The 19463-nt window shown below is 54.0% G+C and carries 8 protein-coding genes and 9 pseudogenes; 15 read left to right on the top strand and 2 right to left on the bottom strand.

Annotated features, from left to right (window positions below; genetic code table 11):
* Positions 1-3: 3 nt before the first annotated feature.
* Positions 4-1345 (bottom strand): annotated as a pseudogene (locus JCM13996_RS02420) (N-acetylmuramoyl-L-alanine amidase family protein).
* A 580-nt stretch (positions 1346-1925) separates the two neighbouring features.
* Between JCM13996_RS02420 and hisS the strand changes: the two are divergent.
* The 3 genes and pseudogenes from hisS to JCM13996_RS02405 all read left to right on the top strand — a co-directional run bounded on the left by hisS (position 1926) and on the right by JCM13996_RS02405 (position 6274).
* On the top strand, positions 1926-3209 hold the full coding sequence (hisS, locus tag JCM13996_RS02415) for a histidine--tRNA ligase (RefSeq protein WP_054749450.1): 1284 nt from the start codon (positions 1926-1928) through the stop codon (positions 3207-3209).
* A 37-nt stretch (positions 3210-3246) separates the two neighbouring features.
* Positions 3247-5036 (top strand): annotated as a pseudogene (gene aspS / locus JCM13996_RS02410) (aspartate--tRNA ligase).
* Positions 5037-5366: 330 nt separating this feature from the next.
* A pseudogene (locus tag JCM13996_RS02405) lies at positions 5367-6274 on the top strand (YitT family protein).
* Positions 6275-6336: 62 nt separating this feature from the next.
* Here JCM13996_RS02405 and JCM13996_RS10755 read toward each other — a convergent pair.
* Positions 6337-7161 (bottom strand): annotated as a pseudogene (locus JCM13996_RS10755) (pyruvate, water dikinase regulatory protein).
* Positions 7162-7378: 217 nt separating this feature from the next.
* Here JCM13996_RS10755 and rpsU point away from each other — a divergent pair.
* The 12 genes and pseudogenes from rpsU (at position 7379) to JCM13996_RS02340 (ending at position 19438) form a co-directional block, all read left to right on the top strand.
* On the top strand, positions 7379-7561 hold the full coding sequence (rpsU, locus tag JCM13996_RS02395; protein ID WP_054650674.1) for a 30S ribosomal protein S21: 183 nt from the start codon (positions 7379-7381) through the stop codon (positions 7559-7561).
* A 168-nt stretch (positions 7562-7729) separates the two neighbouring features.
* Positions 7730-8173 carry a GatB/YqeY domain-containing protein gene (locus tag JCM13996_RS02390; RefSeq protein WP_054749449.1) on the top strand — a complete coding sequence of 148 codons (444 nt, stop codon included), beginning with the start codon at positions 7730-7732 and terminating at the stop codon, positions 8171-8173.
* Positions 8174-8431: 258 nt separating this feature from the next.
* Complete coding sequence (locus JCM13996_RS02385; protein WP_082383764.1) at positions 8432-9484, top strand: PhoH family protein; 1053 nt, start codon at positions 8432-8434, stop codon at positions 9482-9484.
* Between the two features lie 21 nt (positions 9485-9505).
* A pseudogene (gene ybeY, locus JCM13996_RS02380) lies at positions 9506-9939 on the top strand (rRNA maturation RNase YbeY).
* 16 nt (positions 9940-9955) lie between these two features.
* Positions 9956-10354: pseudogene (gene cdd, locus JCM13996_RS02375) on the top strand (cytidine deaminase); the annotation flags it as partial.
* Between the two features lie 3 nt (positions 10355-10357).
* Positions 10358-11263: pseudogene (gene era / locus JCM13996_RS02370) on the top strand (GTPase Era).
* Positions 11264-11371: 108 nt separating this feature from the next.
* Positions 11372-12138: pseudogene (recO, locus tag JCM13996_RS02365) on the top strand (DNA repair protein RecO).
* Positions 12139-12492: 354 nt separating this feature from the next.
* Entirely contained in the window at positions 12493-13401 is a 909-nt protein-coding gene (gene glyQ, locus JCM13996_RS02360; RefSeq protein ID WP_054749448.1) for a glycine--tRNA ligase subunit alpha, read from the top strand.
* 3 nt (positions 13402-13404) lie between these two features.
* Positions 13405-15471, top strand: coding sequence for a glycine--tRNA ligase subunit beta (glyS, locus tag JCM13996_RS02355; RefSeq protein ID WP_054749447.1), 2067 nt, complete (start codon positions 13405-13407; stop codon positions 15469-15471).
* A gap of 245 nt (positions 15472-15716) precedes the next feature.
* The gene (gene dnaG, locus JCM13996_RS02350) at positions 15717-17549 is read left to right on the top strand and encodes a DNA primase (RefSeq protein WP_225353416.1); all 1833 of its coding nucleotides are present in this window, start codon (positions 15717-15719) and stop codon (positions 17547-17549) included.
* A 67-nt stretch (positions 17550-17616) separates the two neighbouring features.
* Positions 17617-18733: pseudogene (gene rpoD / locus JCM13996_RS02345) on the top strand (RNA polymerase sigma factor RpoD).
* A gap of 156 nt (positions 18734-18889) precedes the next feature.
* Complete coding sequence (locus tag JCM13996_RS02340; RefSeq protein WP_054749445.1) at positions 18890-19438, top strand: GNAT family N-acetyltransferase; 549 nt, start codon at positions 18890-18892, stop codon at positions 19436-19438.
* Positions 19439-19463: the final 25 nt, after the last annotated feature.

Below are 19463 nucleotides of genomic sequence, written 5' to 3'. Positions count from 1 at the left end.
CAGCTAATGCTGAGCACCATTCTCAAAGTACGACCGCAGCCCCTCGACGACGTCCGCGGCGACGCGTTGCTGGTAGGCGGTGGTACGAATCTTGCTAAAGTCGGAGTTGTCGTTAATGTAGCCCATTTCCAGCAGTACGCTCGGCTGTTGGTTGTCCCGCAACACTTCAAAGTCACCAAATTCGATGCCCCGACTCGGCGTGCCCACACCTTTAAGCGCGGTATTCAGGTTGCGCGCAAGGCTGATATCCTTTTTACTACTGTAATAATAAACCGTATGACCACTAGCCTCGTTGGTTTGCGGACTGGAATCAAAGTGGATGGAGATGAACGCGTCCGCTTTGACCTGGTGCGCAATCTTGGGCCGCTTAGCCAAACTGACGAAGGTGTCACTACTTCGCGTCATCACCACGTTGGCGCCAGCCGCCGCGAGGGCCGAGCGAATAGCCTCAGCGGTGCGGAGCGTGTAGGTTTTTTTCGTACTTATCACCCGTTGATAAGGCCCCCGTGTCGCTGCCCCCGTGCCCAGGATCCAGGACGATGGTCGCTTCGGATAGGCTGGTGGCCGTGGTGGTGCTGGTCCCGTTGCTTGGTGTAGTCACTACCCAACTGGCGACGTAGCCAGTCGTACCACTATTGGTTTTGACCTCGTACCATTCACCGCTTTCACCGATCACGGCTAACTTGGTGTTCGCCGGTAAATTTTTAGCGACGGAACCGTTGATCCCGGCTGAGTTGCGTAGGTTGGCGTTGCGCTTGGTGGTCACGGATAGGTTGGCCGCTGCGGCGGCACTAGCGTTGGCCAGCGCCTGGTCAGAAGTGGAGACATTGGTGCTGGCACCATCCAGTTTGACGTACTTACTACTGATCCAGGCGGCGGTCCCGTCATAAATGATCTGACTCCAAGCACCTTCTTGGTAGACCACTTTGATCTTGGCGCCAGATTTGAGGGTGCCTAACTTGCGCGCATTCGCGGTAGAGGACGCCCGCACGTTCACGGCGGCGGTGGTGACGCCGGTCTTAGCGTCACCAGTCGTGGCTTCATTATTGTTGACGAGCCAGCTAGCCACCCAACCAACTTTGTTACCTGGGAGGCGCACCCGGTACCAGGAATTCTTTTCACCCAGGATGGCCAGACGGGCACCGTGCGTCACTTGGCCCTCGACCCCGTAAGCCAAGCCGGGCCCACGACGGACGTTGACAACGGTGGCATCCACGTCCACGTTACGGGTATTAGCCAGCAATGCGGTCGTGACAACGGCAATGATTAACAAAGTGGTGGTCAAAATGATTAGCGGCCACCGTTTGAGGTGGGAACGTTCCGCTTGGCATTGTTCCTTACGCATGCTACATCGACACTCCTCGCAATAGTGTGCCCGCCACTGGTGCGTGCGGGTCACGTAAACAAGTCCTAGTATAACAAAGTCGTCCCCGTTAGCGCAGGGGGTGGGCGGCGTTGTCCACCAATTAAACATAATATTTATCGTTTGATTGTGATACCAATCCGGGTCTGGTGGGATGACTGGCCGTATGGTGGCTAGCCAGCATGCCGTTATACCCACCGAGAGTACGGAGTCGCCAAGCTACGCAACTTGGTTGACAGACGAAATGAAAATGGTACTATCATTACTGAATACTTTCGTAGCCAGTGATGGACGAGAAGAGACCGCATGCAGCGACCCGGGACAGTGTAAGCCGGGAATGGTCGACAAGACAATCCTGAGGCTGATATTACTCCGGTCGCCACCGTTATGGCTGAGTGAAACAGTAAGGTGGTACCGTGCACGCACCCTTCGTCAATTGGCGAGGGGTGTTTTTTTTTGGTCCCGACCATTGACATGGCTATTAGCGCCACCGACTACGAGAGCACAACAAATACAACGGTTAATGGCTACACTTGAACATTAACATGAGGAGAGTAAGCAAATGGCATATCAACGACCAAAGGGGACGGCGGACATCCTGCCCGGAGAAAGTGCAGCTTGGCAGCACGTCGAAAGTGTCGCCAGCGACATTTTCAACCGTTACCGTTACCACGAAATCCGTACCCCTATTTTTGAAAACGCTGATGTTTTTGCCCGTTCATCAGGTGAAACCAGCGATATTGTTTCCAAAGAAATGTACACCTTTAAGGACAAGGGTGACCGGTTGATGGCCCTCCGTCCTGAAGGCACCGCGGGCGTCGTGCGGGCGTACGTGGAAAATAAGCTGTACGGCCCTGAATTTGGCAAGCCGTACAAGGTTTGGTACAAAGGCCCCATGTTCCGCTATGAGCGGCCACAATCTGGCCGGCAACGGCAGTTCCACCAGATTGGTGTTGAGGCCTTTGGCAGTAGTAGTCCCGCGCTGGACGCGGAAACGATTGCGATGGCGCGCGACCTGCTGACGACAATGGGGGTCACCAACCTGAAGTTTGTCATTAATACTCTGGGTGACCCGAAAACCCGCACCGCCTTCCACCAGGCTTTGGTCAATTACCTCACCCCTTACCGTGATGAATTGTCGGATGATTCCAAGGTACGTTTGGCTAAGAACCCACTACGGATCCTGGACAGTAAGGATCATCACGATCAGGAGATTGTCGCCAACGCACCATCCATTCTGGACTACCTGACCGACGCGGCGCGCGACCACTTTGAAGCCGTCAAGCAAAACCTCACCGCCTTGGGCATCGATTACGAAGTTGATAGTACCATGGTGCGGGGGCTTGATTACTACAACCACACGATTTTTGAAGTCATGAGTAGCAGTCCCGTCTTTGGCAGTGGTTACACCACGGTTTTGGCTGGCGGCCGGTACAACGGCCTCGTTGAACAACTGGGCGGTCCCGACACACCGGGTGTGGGTTTTGCCATGGGTGTGGAGCGACTGATGCTGTTACTGGGCGACCAGGCAGTGCCGTCACAGTTGGACACGTACATCGTCACCATCGACGCCGCGGCCCAGGCGACCGCATTGCAGCTAGCAACCGCCATCCGGAAGCAGGGCTTTAGCGCCGATATGGACTTCATGGACCGTAAAGCCAAGGCCCAGTTTAAGTCGGCGAACAAAGCCGGTGCGCGGCTGACCATCACTTTGGGCAGCCAGGAGTTGGCTGATCACACCGCCAGCGTAAAGGTCATGGCAACGGGGCACCAAGAAGTGCTCCCACAGGCGTCCTTGACTGATGACTTTAGCGCCGTGTTAGCACGGCTGACCGCGGCGGATTAGTTGCCACACCGGCACAATAGTTTTAAGGAGAATGAATATGAAGAAACGCACAATGTATGCGGGTGACGTGACCGCGGCCAACTTGGGCCAAACCGTCACCCTAATGGGCTGGGTACGCAAGCGCCGCAGCCTCGGTAACTTGATTTTTGTCGACCTGCGTGACCGTGCAGGGTTGGTGCAACTGGTCTTTTCGGCGGACCTCGATCCTGACGCACTGGCCGTGGCGAACACCCTCCGCAGTGAATACGTCATTGCGGTGACCGGTCAGGTTAAGAGTCGTGGTGAAAAGGAAGTTAACCACAACCTGAAGTCCGGTGAGATCGAAGTTGAAGTTCACGAAATTGAGATTCTCAACAAAGCGAAGACGCCGCCATTCACCATTGAGGACAACGTCGACGCCTCCGAAGAATTGAAGTTGAAGTACCGGTACCTCGACTTGCGTCGGCCGGAAATGCAAAAGGCCATCATGACCCGCTCAAAGATCGTGGCGTCCACCAACCGTTACTTTGAAGATCACGACTTTGTGAACATCGAAACGCCGGATCTGACTAAGAGTACGCCAGAAGGGGCCCGGGATTACCTGGTACCTTCCCGAGTATACCCCGGAACCTTTTACGCTCTGCCACAGTCACCGCAGTTATTCAAGCAACTGCTGATGGGGGCCGGGTTCGACCGTTACTTCCAGATTGCCCGTTGTTTCCGGGATGAAGACCTGCGGGGTGACCGCCAGCCCGAGTTTACCCAGATCGACATGGAGACGTCCTTCCTGAGCGCTGAGGAAATTCAGGACTTGACGGAAGGCTTATTGCCCAGGTCATGCACGACGTCATGGGTATTGAGGTTCAGCGTCCGTTCCGGCGCATTAAGTGGCAAGACGCCATGGACCGTTACGGCAGTGAGAAGCCCGACCTGCGCTTCGGTATGGAGATTCAGGATGTGTCTGACGTGGTCAAGGACAGCGACTTCAAGGTCTTCAGTGGGGCGGTTGCTAATGGCGGTATGGTGCGCGCCATCGTGGTACCTGGTGGTGCTACCAAGTATTCCCGTAAAGCGATTGACAAGCAGGCCGACTACATCAAGCGTTTTGGTGCCCGCGGTTTGGCCTGGATGAAGGTGACGGACGACGGTATTTCCGGTCCTATCGCCAAGTTCTTTGGTGATGGTCAGGCCTTGACCAGTGCGCTAGGCGCCAAGAGTGGTGACCTCGTGCTCTTTGCCGCCGATAAGTTCAAGGTCGTCGCCGACACCCTTGGCTACCTGCGTTCCTTCTTCGGTAAGGACCTGGGTCTGATCGACGAGCAGCAGTTTGCCTTCTGCTGGGTCGTCGACTGGCCACTGTTTGAATTTGACGAAGGGGACCAGCGCTGGGTACCAGCCCACCACCCATTCACGATGCCAAACGAAGAGGACGTGCACTTGCTGGACACGGATCCACACAGTGCCCACGCCCAAAGTTACGACATTATCCTAAACGGCTACGAGTTGGGTGGCGGTTCCATCCGTATCCACACCCGGGAGATCCAGGAAAAGATGCTCAAGGCGCTAGACTTTACACCAGAACGGGCCAACGCCCAGTTTGGCTTTCTGTTGGATGCTCTGGAGTACGGCTTCCCGCCGCATGGTGGCCTGGCCATCGGTTTGGACCGTTTCGCCATGCTGCTGGCGCACAAGGACAACATCCGTGACGTCATCGCGTTCCCGAAGAACAGTAAGGCTAGCGAACCAATGACTAAAGCCCCGACGGCGGTTGATCCTGACCAGTTAGTACCACTAGGTATTGGCGTGACGGTTGATCCAAGCAAGGAACAGGATGATCCTGAGGCTTAAGTAGCTGCAGCGCGAGCTCAATTATCAATATTTAATCTGCCCGTGCTGCCCGCACGTAGTGATTGCGGACAACATTGAACGAGCCAGGTACCGCGAATTTGCGGTCCCGGCTCGTTTTACGTTGGGAGGGTCCGCCGAGATGGGACGCGTACGCCCGCTCCTGTGGATGCCGTACTGCCACCGTGATGCACCCAGACAACCAGGTTACCTCACTAACTTACGTGGACACGGCAGCTCAACATTGAGTAACCAGAAGATTTACCGATTGGGCCAACGTGGTATACTAAAAACACTAATTATCGTTGGTTCCGAAATGGGGAAGGAAGCATTATGCAAGAGCTTGACCGTTTGATTCGCCGTCATCAAAATTGGAGTCGGTTATCCGCTGCCTTTTTGTACGCCGTCTGTGTGTCTGTCGCACTGAACATGTTCTGGGAACCAGGTGGGGTCTACGCCTCCGGAATCACCGGGGCGCCCAACTGATTGCGGCTGTGGTGCAACGTTGGTTCAACTTTGCCCTACCAGGTGGTATCAAAATGACGGACGTATTTCCTACCGGGACGTGGCTCTTCCTGCTAAACGTGCCGCTGTTTATCCTGGCTTGGCGCAAAATTGGCCACCGGTTCACGATGTTCACGTTCTTGGCCGTCGTCTTCTCTACCATCATGTTACGGCTGATCCACGTGCCCACGCTGACGACCGATCCCATTATTTGCGGGATCTTCGGGGCCGTGGTCAACGGCTTTGGGACCGGCTTTGCCCTGCGGAACAATATTTCCACTGGGGGTCTGGACATTCTGGGGCTCGTCATCCGTAAACGGACCGGTTCGTCGATTGGTCAGGTCAACATTGCGTTTAACATCATCATCGTGGTGCTGGCAGGGGCCATGTATAGTTGGCCGCACGCACTGATTTCCGCGTTGTCCATCTTCATTAATGGGCGCATCATTGACTCGTTGTACACACGTCAGCAGCGTTTACAGGTCATGATCGTGACCGCCAAACCCCATGAGGTCATTAACACCATCCAGAGTGAGCTACGGCACGGCATTACGATCGTGCATGACGTTGAGGGTGCCTTTAAGCACCAAGAAAAGACGATTCTGTTTACCGTTATCAGTCGCGCGGAAATGAATGATCTGGGTAGTGCCGTTAAAAAGGCGGACCAATACGCCTTTGTGTCCATGACCGAGGCGGTCAAGATTATGGGTCGGTTTTACGAACCGCAAATTCGCTGAGGGTATTTCAAAGGAGCCAGTAACCATCGTGTGGTTGCTGGCTCCTCTATTATTGCTGGTAGTTACTTATTGTTGTCGAACACATCCATCCCCAGGTGCTCCATAATCAGGGTGGCCGTTTCTTCGATTGAACGGTGAGCGGTATTGATTACCATGCATCCGAGCTTGGCGTAGAGCTGGTTAGCATAATCTAGTTCCTGCATGACCTGTTCCCGGGCCGAGTAGGTGGTGTCGGGGCTCAGCCCGTAGGCCAGCATGCGTTGCCGGCGAAATTCCATTAAAATTTGCGGGTCGGTAGTCAAGCCAACAATCTTTTTGGGGTCGACCTGGTAAATTTCGTCCGGAATGGATGACTTGGGCACAATGGGGAGGTTGGCGACCTTGATGTTGCGATTTGCCAAGTACAGGGACAGGGGCGTTTTACTGGTCCGTGAAACCCCGAGTAGCACCAGGTCCGCTTTGAGAAAGCCGGCCGGGTCCTTACCGTCATCGTACGTCACGGCAAACTCAATGGCGTCGATGCGGTCAAAGTACTGTTCATTCAGGTCGTGTACCCCGCCAGAGATGCCACTGGCTCCTCCGTAAACTTCTGACTAATTCCCCGTACAATTGGGGAGAAGACGTCAAAGTTGAGGACGCCGATTTTTTTCGGCGTAAGCCACCGAGTCGGCGGCCAGGTCGGAAGTCGCCAGCGTGTTGATGACGACCCCGTCATCCTCCTTGGCTTTGTCCAATACCTCGTGTAGCTGGTGGTGGGACTTAATGAATGGATAACGGAGGTACCGCGGGGTCAAACGCGGGAACTGGGCGGCAACAGCGTGGGCCAGTTGCATGGCCGTTTCGCCAACCGCATCGGATAAAATATAAAAGTTAATTGTTCGTGCCATGGGCGCATCTGCTCCTTCTGCATGAAAATACGTGCATCTTTGATACCGCTATCATATCATAATGCGTAGGCACACCGAAATAATGCGGACCATCTGGTGTAATTTTCAATTTTTATGCAGGATAACATTGACGATGGGGCCGTGTTTAGCTATAATATTTAAGAATTGTTGGGCCGATTCGTCCGCAATTACACCGATCCGGAGGGAGGGATAGCACATGGCAAAGACAGTTGTTAAGAAAAACGAATCTCTCGACGATGCACTCCGCCGGTTTAAGCGGACGGTTTCTAAGTCTGGCACTCTGGCCGAATACCGCAAGCGTGAATTCTACGAAAAGCCTAGCGTTAAGCGTAAGCTTAAGTCTGAGGCGGCACGTAAGCGCAAGAAGCGTAAGTTCTAATCAAGTTTAGAGTGTACGTCGCAACCACCCACATGATTACATGCGGGTGGTTTTACTTTGCCCACCGCTACCGGTTTTATGCGCCAGGCGCACAACAGTGTTAAAGTAGTGTACGGGTACTAGACGTGGTGCACTCGCACCAAATAAACGTAAGAGGATGGAAACGTAATGGCTCTCAATGATAAGTTGATGGAAGATTTGAAGACCGCAATGAAGGCACACGATAAGGTGGGCCTGAACGTGATCCGCTCACTCAAGAGTGCGTTGACTAACGCCAAGATTCAGGCCGGTCATGATCTCAGTGCTGACGAAGAAATCGCAGTACTGTCGACCCAACTCAAACAGCGTAAGGAATCACTCGATGAATTTACTAAGGGTAACCGCCAGGACCTGGCTGACGAGACCCAGCAAGAAATCAAGATCGTTCAGCGTTACCTACCACAACCGCTGTCAGAACAAGAGGTCAGTGATATTGTGGATGCGGCTATTACCAAAACTGGTGCCACCAGTGCTAAGCAGTTCGGTCTGGTAATGAAGGCCGTCATGCCCCAGGTGAAGGGGAAGGCCGATGGCGCTGTAGTTAGTCGGTTGGTAAAGGCTAAGTTGAACTAGTCGGACCACTAATTTGGCCAACGAAGCGGTTGCATACCAGTGAATGATGGCGCAATGGTGTGGGTTGGCGCACATTTTGTGGCTACCAACGTATCAATTACCGTGGATCAGCATAGTTTGGTGCTGGTCCACGTTTGTATACAATGAGCAAATTGCTGACACGCCCCACTTTTTCGTGGTCGTACCCGTCGGATTGCGGTTTGCCCGTTGTCTTTGTGTGGTAAACTTGAGCTACAAATAAATTCAGGAGGCATGTTCTTGGCAACAGACTCAGTTACGAAAACATTATCTATTGAGTCGGTCGATCAGATGATCAACTTGATCGGCGTAAACAACTCAAACCTCACCGTCATCCAGGAAGGACTGAACGTGGATACCGCCGTGATCGGCCAGGACATCCGCATTACGGGCAGTAGTGCGGACACCAGCGCCGCCTACCAGGTCCTGCAAGCCCTGTTGTCACTGCAACAACAGGGAATTCAGCCGGCCGGCCAGGACGTGGTTAGTGCCGTCAAAATGGCGCAAAAGGGCACCTTGGAATACTTTGCCGATTTGTACTCTGAGTCGTTGATCAAGGACGTCAAGGGTAAAGCCATTCGGGTCAAGACCTTTGGCCAGCGTCAGTACGTGGATGCCATCAAGCACAATGCCGTAACCTTCGGCATCGGCCCGGCGGGGACGGGGAAAACCTTCCTCGCGGTGGTCATGGCCGTCGCCGCACTCAAAGCCGGTGAGGTGGAGCGTATTATCGTCACGCGGCCGGCTGTTGAAGCCGGTGAAAACCTGGGCTTCTTACCGGGGGACCTGAAAGAAAAGGTCGATCCGTACCTGCGGCCGATTTACGACGCGCTCCACGCAGTTTTGGGTACCGAGCACACGAATCGCCTGATGGAGCGCGGTGTGATTGAAATTGCACCATTGGCTTACATGCGGGGCCGCACCCTTGATTCCGCCTTTGCCATTCTGGATGAAGCCCAGAACACCACGCAGATGCAGATGAAGATGTTCCTGACGCGGTTGGGCTTTAATTCCAAGATGATTGTCAACGGTGACGTGTCGCAAATTGACTTGCCTAGCAAGGGTCGGAGCGGCTTAATTCAGGCTGAACAGATTCTGACGCGAGTACCACATATCCGGTTCGTCCACTTTGGCACCGATGACGTGGTTCGCAACCCCGTGGTGGCCGATATCATCGCCGCGTATGACCGGGGTACAAACGGTCCGGGTAGCCGGCAAGCAGCTCGGCAAGCAGAACAACGGCACAACACCACGAACACAAGGACGAGAATTAAGGAGAAAACATGGACCTGAGCTTTTTTTGATGATGACCACTTGTTGGATGATGCCGACGCGCAGTTGGTTCCTAAACTGGTCGACTTTGCGGCCAAACAAATCGGTTCCGCACCGGACACCGAAATGTCGATCACCATTGTCAGCGATGAAGAGATTCGGCGCATTAACCGCGAGTACCGCAACACGGATCGTGTGACCGACGTGATCAGCTTTGCCATTGAGGATGGGGAGCAGGAGGACCTGAGTGGGTTCGAGGGCATTCCGGAAAATATCGGTGACTTGTTCATTGCGCCCGGTAAGGTACGGGCACAGTCCGTGGATTACGGGCACAGTTTCCAACGCGAACTGGGTTACACGGTCGTGCACGGTTTCTTACACTTGAACGGTTACGACCACATCAAACCAGAAGATGAAGCGGTCATGATACCGTTACAAGAAAAAAAATCCTGTCCGCCTTTGGGCTGGAACGGTAATAGGGGTCACTAAACGATGAATAAGACTGAAATTGAACGATTAGTTGCCGAAGCTAAGGATGCCCGCATCAACGCTTACACCCCGTACTCCCACTTTAACGTGGGTGCGGCCGTCGTCACTGATGGTGGGCAACACTATACGGGGGCTAACATTGAAAATGCTTCGTTTGGCCTGACTATGTGCGCTGAACGCAACGCAATTTTTGCGGCCGCTAGTGCCGGTGTCCGCCACATTCGTGCCATCGCGGTCATTGCGGACACGCCTAACGGGGTGTCACCATGTGGTGCCTGCCGCCAGGTGATGACCGAATTTGCCGACGCGGACACGCCGGTGTACCTCAGTAATCTGCATGGAGAAGTGGACGCCACGACGGTGGGTGAACTGCTGCCAGGATACTTCACCAAGGGGGATATGACCATGACTGAACATCATTCCGGCTTTGTAGCATTATTGGGCGGCCTAACGTGGGTAAATCCACGTTTATGAACCGCATTCTGGGTGAAAAGGTGGCCATCATGTCACCCAAAGCGCAGACCACCCGCAACAAAATCAACGGTATTTACACCGCCCCTGACGTGCAAATCGTCTTCGTGGACACCCCGGGGATCCATAAACCCCAGAATGCTCTGGACGATTACATGGATCAGGCGGCGTTGTCGACGCTTAACCAGGTCGACGCGATTCTGTTCATGGTAGCCGCCGACGAACAGCCCGGCAAAGGTGACCAGTGGATCATCAACCAGCTGGCACACGTGACCAAGCCAGTGTACTTGTTGGTCAACAAGATCGACGCGGTACACCCGGATGACTTGTTGCCATTAATTGATAAGTACAACGGTATGTACGACTTTGCCCAAGTATTCCCAATTTCTGCGACCCAGGGCAATAACGTGGATGAACTGTTGCAGCAGTTAACGGCTGAACTGCCCGTGGGCCCGCAGTACTACCCAGATGATGAATTAACCGACCATCCCGAATACTTCGTGGTTGGCGAGCTGATCCGCGAAAAAAATTTTGGCCCTAGTACACGACGAGGTGCCCCACGCCACCGCGGTGGTTGTTGAGCGGATGAAGGACTATGCGGGGGGCAAGCTGCAGATTGAAGCGACCATCTTCGTTGAACGTCCGGGACAAAAGGGCATTATTATCGGCAAGGGTGACTCCATGCTCAAGCAGATTGGTATCAAGTCCCGCCAGGATATTGAGGCCTTGCTGGGCGAACCGGTTAATTTAAAGCTGTGGGTCAAGGTCCAAAAGGATTGGCGTGACAACAATGCCTACCTGAAGACTTTGGGTTACAACACAAAGGATTTACGTAACTAGACAGGGTGTACACAGGTACGCTGTTGTTATGGGTGTGCGGACATGCGGCTGAACTAGGAGCGGCAGCCCGGGCACTTTTTTTTAATTGAGACGTAGGGGGTGGTCAACATGAAGAGTGCGCCACAAAAATTCCGGGGAATCGTGATCAGCCGGCAGGCCTACCGCGAATCTGACTTACTGGTTAAGATACTGACGGACCGCTTTGGCACCAAGATGTTCATGTTCAACCGCGCCCGCAGGCCGGGCTTTAAGTTGGCTGCGGCAATTTTACCGTTCACCAGCGCCGTGTACGAGGGGACCATCCGCGCTGATGGTTTGTCCTACATCCGGCAGGCAGCGGACGTGAGTGCGTGCACGCATATCAGTGCCGATATCGAAACGGATGCATACGCTACGTACATTTTGGCCCTCATTGATATGGCGTACCCCGATGGTGAGCCCATTCCGCAATGGTTCGACTTTGCGGCCACCGCATTGCGGCGGATGGATGCAGGGCTGGATGCGGCCATCTTGACCAACATCGCGGAGGTGCAGCTGCTGGGCGCGTTCGGGTGGCACCACACTGGCAAGACTGCGTGGTTTGTCACCGTCGTGATTTGCCGCTAGACTTTTCGGAAAAGTATGGTGGGGTGTTATGCCAGGATCACTGGACGCTAGACGGGCGACGGTACCATGCGTCGGCTAAGGCCATTTACCTATTACGGTCGTTTGCCGCGGTCCCGTTGGCCCGACTCGGCAAGGTGCAGGTGGCACCAGCGACCCGGCGGGAATTGCGCGTGTTGCTCGACCGTATCTACGATGACATGGTGGGGGCCACGCCCCGCGCCAAACGCTTCATCGACCAAATGGGTCAGTGGCAACAACACCTACAATAGCGTCATCCTGGTATGGCAAGCTTAATTTGGGCCCGAACGAAACAGCTCAGGCTTTACAGTCTAGCTGACTGTATGCATAGATATGCCGTTTCTTGTTGAAGAACGCGAATCGTGCTATACTTTTACTAACAAAATAGGCGATGAGAAAAAGGGTCATCAGCCGCTGTGGCAGCGAATCCGGGATCGTGGAAGCCGGAACACACAAGCTGATGATTGGCGTTTTTGAGCCACTAACTAAAGAGCATTGGCGCACCATGTCAATGAAATAGGGTGGAACCGCGCGCAAGCGTCCCTATGCCGTTACTGGCATAGGGACGCTTTTTGTCTCGCACCGTCAATTCAAAGGAGTGCATCATGGTCAAAAAGATGAACGTTCAAGAAATGATCCAAACCCTCCAGAACTTCTGGGGGTCCAAGGGTTGCATGCTTATGCAGTCCTACGACGTGGAGAAGGGGGCCGGCACCATGAGCCCGTACACCTTCTTACGCGCGATCGGTCCAGAACCCTGGAACGCAGCCTATGTTGAACCGTCGCGGCGTCCGGCTGACGGTCGTTACGGGGAAAACCCGAACCGGTTGTTCCAGCACCACCAATTTCAGGTGGTCATGAAGCCGTCGCCTGAAAACATTCAGGAGTACTACCTGGACTCATTGCGGGCCCTGAACATCGACCCACTGGAGCACGATATCCGCTTCGTTGAGGATAACTGGGAGAACCCGTCTATGGGTTGTGCCGGTGTTGGTTGGGAAGTATGGCTGGACGGCATGGAAGTCAGCCAGTTTACGTACTTCCAGGTCGTCGGTGGCCTCGAAGTTTCCCCCGTCACTAGCGAAATTACTTACGGGGTTGAGCGTTTGGCATCCTACATCCAGGACGTGAAGTCCGTCTTTGACCTGGAATGGGGTGACGGCGTCAAGTACGGCGATATCTTCAAGGAACCCGAATACGAACACTCCAAGTACGCGTTTGAGGAAAGCAACCAGAACATGCTACTCAACTTCTTTAACGCTTATGAAAAAGAGGCTTGGCGCCTGATGGACCTCGGTCTGGTCCACCCAGCGTACGACTACATCCTGAAGTGCAGCCACACCTTTAATTTACTTGATGCTCGTGGTGCCGTGTCCGTGACGGAACGGGCCGGCTATCTAAGTCGGATTCGCAAGATGGCGCACAAAGTCGCCCGGGCCTTTGTCGATGAGCGCAAGAAGTTGGGCTTCCCACTGCTCGATCACGCGGACGCAGAAACTACGGAGGTAAAGTAACTCATGCAATATTTACTGGAAATTGGTCTGGAAGACATGCCGGCGCACGTGGTGACGCCCAGTTTGCAACAATTCGCCGACAAGACCGCAGCGTTTCTACACGACCAGCAGTTAGCGTTCGATGATATTCAGCAGTACGCGACGCCGCGGCGGTTGGCCTTACTGATCAACGGGCTGGCGGCCCAACAGGCTGACCGGGCTGAGGATTTACGTGGCCCAGCGAAGAAGATTGCCCAGGACGCCGACGGCAACTGGACCAAAGCCGCCATTGGTTTTACTCGCGGTCAAGGAATGACGGTCGATGACATTGAGTTCAAAGAGGTCAAGGGTACGGAATACGTCTTCCTGCACAAAGAAATTGCGGGCAAGCAGGCAGCGGACATTTTGCCCGGCCTGGTGGATGTCATTAAGGGGCTGACATTCCCGACCCGGATGAAGTGGGCCCGGTACGACTTTGAATTTATTCGCCCGATTCACTGGCTGGTGAGCCTGCTGGACGATCAAGTAGTACCCATGCAAATTTTGGACGTGCAGGCTGGCCGCACGACGCAGGGACACCGGTTCCTGGGCCACGCTGTTGAACTGCAGCACGCGGCGGATTACGTCGAGGCCTTGCGGGCGCAACAAGTCATCGTGACTCCAGCAGAACGAAAAGCGATGATTACCGACCAAATCAAAGCCATTGCCGCCCAACATGACTGGCAGGTCGACCCAGATGCAGACCTCCTTGAAGAAGTTAACAACCTGGTCGAGTACCCGACCGCCTTTGCGGGTAGTTTCGACGCCAAGTACTTGGCCATTCCGGAAATCGTGCTGATTACGTCCATGAAGGACAATCAGCGTTACTTTTACGCTCGCGACCGTGGCGGCAAGATGGTCAACGCCTTTATCGGAGTCCGCAATGGTAACGCCGAGCACATAGAAAACGTGATTGCTGGGAACGAAAAGGTCCTCACGGCGCGCCTCGAGGATGCCGCATTCTTCTACCAGGAAGACCAGCAGCACACAATTGCGGATTACGTGGGTCGGTTGAGCAACGTCAGTTTCCACGACAAGTTGGGATCACTGGCCGACAAGATGGCGCGGGTCCAGACAATTGCCGGCGTACTGGCGCAGCACTTTGGTCTGAACGCGCAGGACGCGACGGATCTGCAGCGGGCAGCCGGCATTTACAAGTTCGATCTGGTGACTGGTATGGTCGGCGAGTTTGCCGAACTGCAGGGCACCATGGCGGCCCACTACGCACAGTTGGCGGGCGAAAACGCCAACGTGGTGACGGCGCTAGGCGAACAGTACATGCCGACCTCAGCTGAAGGACCACTCCCCACCAGTCGGGTCGGAATGTTGCTGGCGATGGCGGATAAGCTCGATACATTGATGAGCTTCTTTGCCGTCGACATGATTCCTAGCGGCAGTAATGACCCGTACGCATTGCGGCGCCAGGCATACGGAATTGTGCGGATGTTGGCCACCCACAAGCAGGCGTTGCCACTACGGCAGTTACAAAACGAATTAGTCGCGCAACTGCAAGCAGCAGACCAGTTAGCTGGTCGTGACTACAGCCATAACATCGACGCGGTGAATGACTTCTTCCAGGATCGTATCAAGCAGTTACTCCAGGGTGAACAGGTCAGCTACGACATCATCGATGCCGTGACTGCTACCGCTGACCCTGATGTCAGTGCCGAAATTTCTGCGGCTCAGGTGCTCACGACTGCCGCACAACAAGCGGACTTTAAGGAGCACATGGAAGCCCTGACGCGGGTTATCCGTATTACGAACAAGAACACAATGAGTGGGACGGTTAATCCCGACCTGTTTGAAAATGATAGTGAGCGCGAGTTGCACGCGGCAGTCTCGCAACTGGCTGACTTTGACGGACGGACCACGGCGAACAACTTTGCCCGCCTCACCAACCTCGCACCAGTGATCAACGCCTACTTTGACGCCACGATGGTCATGGCCAAGGACGAGCAGGTGCGCACCAACCGGTTACGTGAACTGAACCAGTTGGCGAGCTACATTAACGTGTTTGGCGACTTAACCCAGGTGCAAACGCAACGGAACTAACTGCCACCACGATTCCTAGTAACTTGAAGGATAATTGCACAGAATAAAGGTAACTTCAACCGCAAGGGCCACGAGGACTTTGTGGTTGAAGTACGTTATACGGTCATTAACGGTCATAAAAAGTTTAAAACTATCATGCGTTATCACTTATCGTTGCTACCGCTTGCGTTTTCAAAACATTCGCGCTACAATATAATTTGCTATTTTTATACCCATGAATGGATCGACCAGTGGAAATGGGGGTGATGATGTTGGCCAGAATGATTCCCGAAGCAACGATTGATGAAGTGCAAAATGCGGTCAACATCGTCGATTATGTTGGTCAGTTTGTACAACTGAAGAAGCAGGGACAGAACATGTTTGGCTTGTGTCCCTTTCACGATGAGAACACGCCCTCGTTCTCGGTAAACGAAGACAAGCAGATTTTTCACTGCTTTTCCTGTGGCCGGGGTGGCAGCGTTTTTAAGTTCGTGATGGATCTGGACGGTGTTAGTTTTCCGGAGGCCGTCGCCAAAGTAGCGGCGTTTGGGCATGTCGACGTGAACATCAACACCACCGACAACCGTCCCCGTGAGTCAGCCACGGTGACGCGGCAAAAGGCGATTCTGGCGCAGGTCCAAAAGCTGTTTAACCACCTGCTGGTCAACACCGCGCAAGGTGAGGCTGCATTGACCTACCTGCACGGCCGTAAGATGACAGACAAAACCATCGAGCACTTCGGCATTGGCTTTGCTCCCGGTGACGACCAAATGTTACGGAAGTACCTGACCAAGGAGGGCGTTTCCTACGAGGAACAGCGGGCTTCCGGCCTGTTCGTGGATCGTGACGGTGGGCAACTAGCGTCGCGCTTTACCAACCGGGTCATGTTCCCGCTCCGTAATGAGCGGGGCGAGACCATTGGCTTTTCCGGACGCGTCATTGGCCACCAGGACGGCGTCGCCAAGTATTTGAACAGTCCGGAAACCGAACTATTTAACAAACGCGACACCCTTTTTAACCTTGATCAGGCCAAGGCAGCCGTTAATCCGGACAAACGTTTTTACTTGTTTGAAGGGTTTATGGATGTCATTACGGCCTACGAGGCAGGTGTTCCCACCGGCATTGCGTCCATGGGGACTAGCCTCACGCGTGAGCAAATTACCATCATTAACCGCGTGGCGAAGGAAATTGTGGTCACCTATGACGGTGACCTGCCGGGGCAGAAGGCGGCTGACCGGGCGCTTGGCATGTTGCAAAACACCCAGCACCTACAATACTCGGTGTGCCTGTTACCAGACGGGATGGATCCTGACGAATTCATCCAAAACCGCGGTGCTGATGCGTTTAAGCAACAATTACAGCACGTGCTCACACCAATCGCCTTTCGCATCATGTTCCTGGCCAATGGCGTGGACATGACCAACGACCACGATAAAATCGCGTACGTTGACGCGGCGCTGACAGAGATTGCTCGTGAAACCGAGGCGGTGCCACGGTCACTGTATCTGGACCAGTTAGCTGAACGGTCCGGGGTACCACGTGATGCCTTGGCCCAGCAATTGGCCAGCACGCAAGCCGGTCCGGCACCGGCAGCGTCGGGACAGGATGACCCCTTTGCGGCGTGGGATGATAACGATATTCCCCCGGCCGCACCTAGTGGTTGGGTCGCTGAGCCGCCGGCAGCGCCAGCGGATTACGGTCCCAGTGCGTCGGTGGCAACGACCCGCATGTCCCGGTTTGAAAAAGCCGAGCGGGCGTTGTTATACTACATGCTCACTGATGCGGAAACGGCCGACCTGGTGGGTGCTGATGCGGTAGAGTTTCCGCACGGGCTTTATCAGGGAATTGCCGACCAGTGGCAAGACTATCGGGCCACCAATAACGATGATTTGAGCAACTTTACCACCCGCCTCACTGATGAGGAGGGGGAAACAGTGGCTGCAATTTTGGCCACGTCCTGGCCGCCAGTCAACACCGACACGACGGAAGGATTGATCAAAGTACTCGGGGGCAATGACCTGCGCACGCAGCTCAGCCACGTCAAAGAACAATTGCAGCAGGCCCAACGCTGGGTGATCAGGCGGGGCAGACCCGTTTAGCCAACCAATATTTTGAGTTAATGCGCCAATTAAAGGCATAATCACGATTACAAACGGAGGAATGTACATGGCAACTACTAAAAAGACCACGAATACTAAGTACAATGCAGCGGTTAAAGCTTTGATCAAGGAAGCAAAAAAAATCCAAGCAGGTAACCGACGCTGAACTGGCCGAAAAGATCGTGAAGCCGTTCGCACTGCAAAGTGATGCCGTGGACGAACTGATGCAAAAGTTCGAAGACTCTGGAATTAGTATCGTTGATGATAAGGGTGAACCGGCTGCTCGGGCCCTGAAGAGTAAAAAGAACGTTGTGACCAAAAAGGAACTGAAGGACATGTCCGCACCAAGTGGGGTGAAGATCAACGACCCCGTACGGATGTACCTGAAGGAAATTGGCCGGGTCAACCTGTTGACCGCCCAGGAAGAAGTTGACCTCGCCCTCAAGATCGAACAGGGTGACCAGGTTGCCAAGCAGCGGTTAGCCGAAGCCAACTTACGGTTGGTGGTTTCCATTGCCAAGCGTTACGTTGGCCGTGGGATGCAATTTCTGGACTTGATCCAGGAAGGTAACATGGGCTTGATGAAGGCCGTCGAGAAGTTTGATTACCGCAAAGGATTCAAGTTCTCGACCTACGCTACTTGGTGGATTCGTCAGGCGATTACGCGTGCCATTGCGGACCAAGCCCGGACGATTCGGATTCCAGTGCACATGGTTGAAACCATTAACAAGCTGATTCGGATTCAGCGGCAATTGCTGCAGGACCTGGGGCGTGAACCAATCCCCGAAGAAATTGGGGCCGAAATGGATATCCCCACGGAAAAGGTACGGGAGATCCTCAAAATCGCTCAAGAACCAGTTTCGTTGGAGACGCCAATTGGGGAAGAGGACGACTCGCACCTTGGTGATTTCATTGAGGACCAGGACGCCACGAGTCCTGAAGACCACGCTAGCTACCAGATGTTGAAGGAACAGCTTGAAAACGTGCTGGACACCCTGACGGAGCGTGAAGAAAACGTCCTGCGCCTGCGCTTTGGGCTGGATGATGGTCGGACCCGAACGCTTGAAGAAGTCGGCAAGGTCTTTGGCGTGACGCGTGAACGTATCCGTCAGATTGAGGCTAAGGCGTTGCGGAAATTGCGTCACCCAAGCCGTTCCAAGCAGTTGAAGGACTTCCTGGAATAATGAGTATGAGGCAGTCATCAAAGTCGGTCAACGGACCGGCTTTTTTTGCTACCCTAAATTGGACCGGGTTTGCGCGGGAGCAACCGTGACACCTGCAACAACCCGCAACCTCGTGTATACTGTATAATAAGAGCAATAAGTGAGAGGGGTACCACCATGGAAATAACGTTACGACCATTAACACACGACCAGCTAGGGGCCTTTTGGCAGGTGGCCTTTAGCGATCCCCACGCCGAATGGACCAAGTGGAATGGACCCTACTTTCATGAAGAGACCCCTACGCGGCGCGAATTTTTGGAAGACATTGGTATCAACGAATTTCAGGACAACCCCACGCGTCAGGTGATCTGGCTTGACGACAAGATGATCGGCATGGTGTCGGCGTACTTTGACGATGGTGCATTACTACGCTGGCTGGACGTTGGCATCACCATCTACGACGAGCGGTTATGGCACCAAGGCATTGGTACTGCCGCGTTACGGTTATGGATCACCCATATGTTCAAGGTGATTAACCTACCCCACATTGGTTTAACGACCTGGTCAGGTAACGAACGCATGATGGGGCTGGCAGAAAAGTTGGGCCTACAGATGGAGGCGCGCGTTCGCCAAGTCCGCTACTGGCAGGGACGTTATTGGGATTCGATCCGTTACGGGGTCCTACGTGACGAATGGTTTGCGCGGCACCCAGACACTGAAGGCTAACTGGTAACTGTACCAACGGTCTCCT

Source organism: Lacticaseibacillus thailandensis DSM 22698 = JCM 13996, assembly GCF_001312865.1.
GTDB lineage: Bacteria > Bacillota > Bacilli > Lactobacillales > Lactobacillaceae > Lacticaseibacillus > Lacticaseibacillus thailandensis.
Note: the sequence above shows the minus strand (reverse complement) of the source record. Positions and strands in the feature narration are given on the sequence as shown.

Excerpts from the sequence above, each read along its gene's own strand:
- hisS (WP_054749450.1), top strand. The coding sequence starts at position 1,926 with ATGGCATATCAACGACCAAAGGGGACGGCGGACATCCTGCCCGGAGAA.
- dnaG (WP_225353416.1), top strand. The coding sequence starts at position 15,717 with ATGATGTTGGCCAGAATGATTCCCGAAGCAACGATTGATGAAGTGCAA.
- glyS (WP_054749447.1), top strand. The coding sequence starts at position 13,405 with ATGCAATATTTACTGGAAATTGGTCTGGAAGACATGCCGGCGCACGTG.
- JCM13996_RS02390 (WP_054749449.1), top strand. The coding sequence starts at position 7,730 with ATGGCTCTCAATGATAAGTTGATGGAAGATTTGAAGACCGCAATGAAG.
- glyQ (WP_054749448.1), top strand. The coding sequence starts at position 12,493 with ATGGTCAAAAAGATGAACGTTCAAGAAATGATCCAAACCCTCCAGAAC.
- JCM13996_RS02340 (WP_054749445.1), top strand. The coding sequence starts at position 18,890 with ATGGAAATAACGTTACGACCATTAACACACGACCAGCTAGGGGCCTTT.
- rpsU (WP_054650674.1), top strand. The coding sequence starts at position 7,379 with ATGGCAAAGACAGTTGTTAAGAAAAACGAATCTCTCGACGATGCACTC.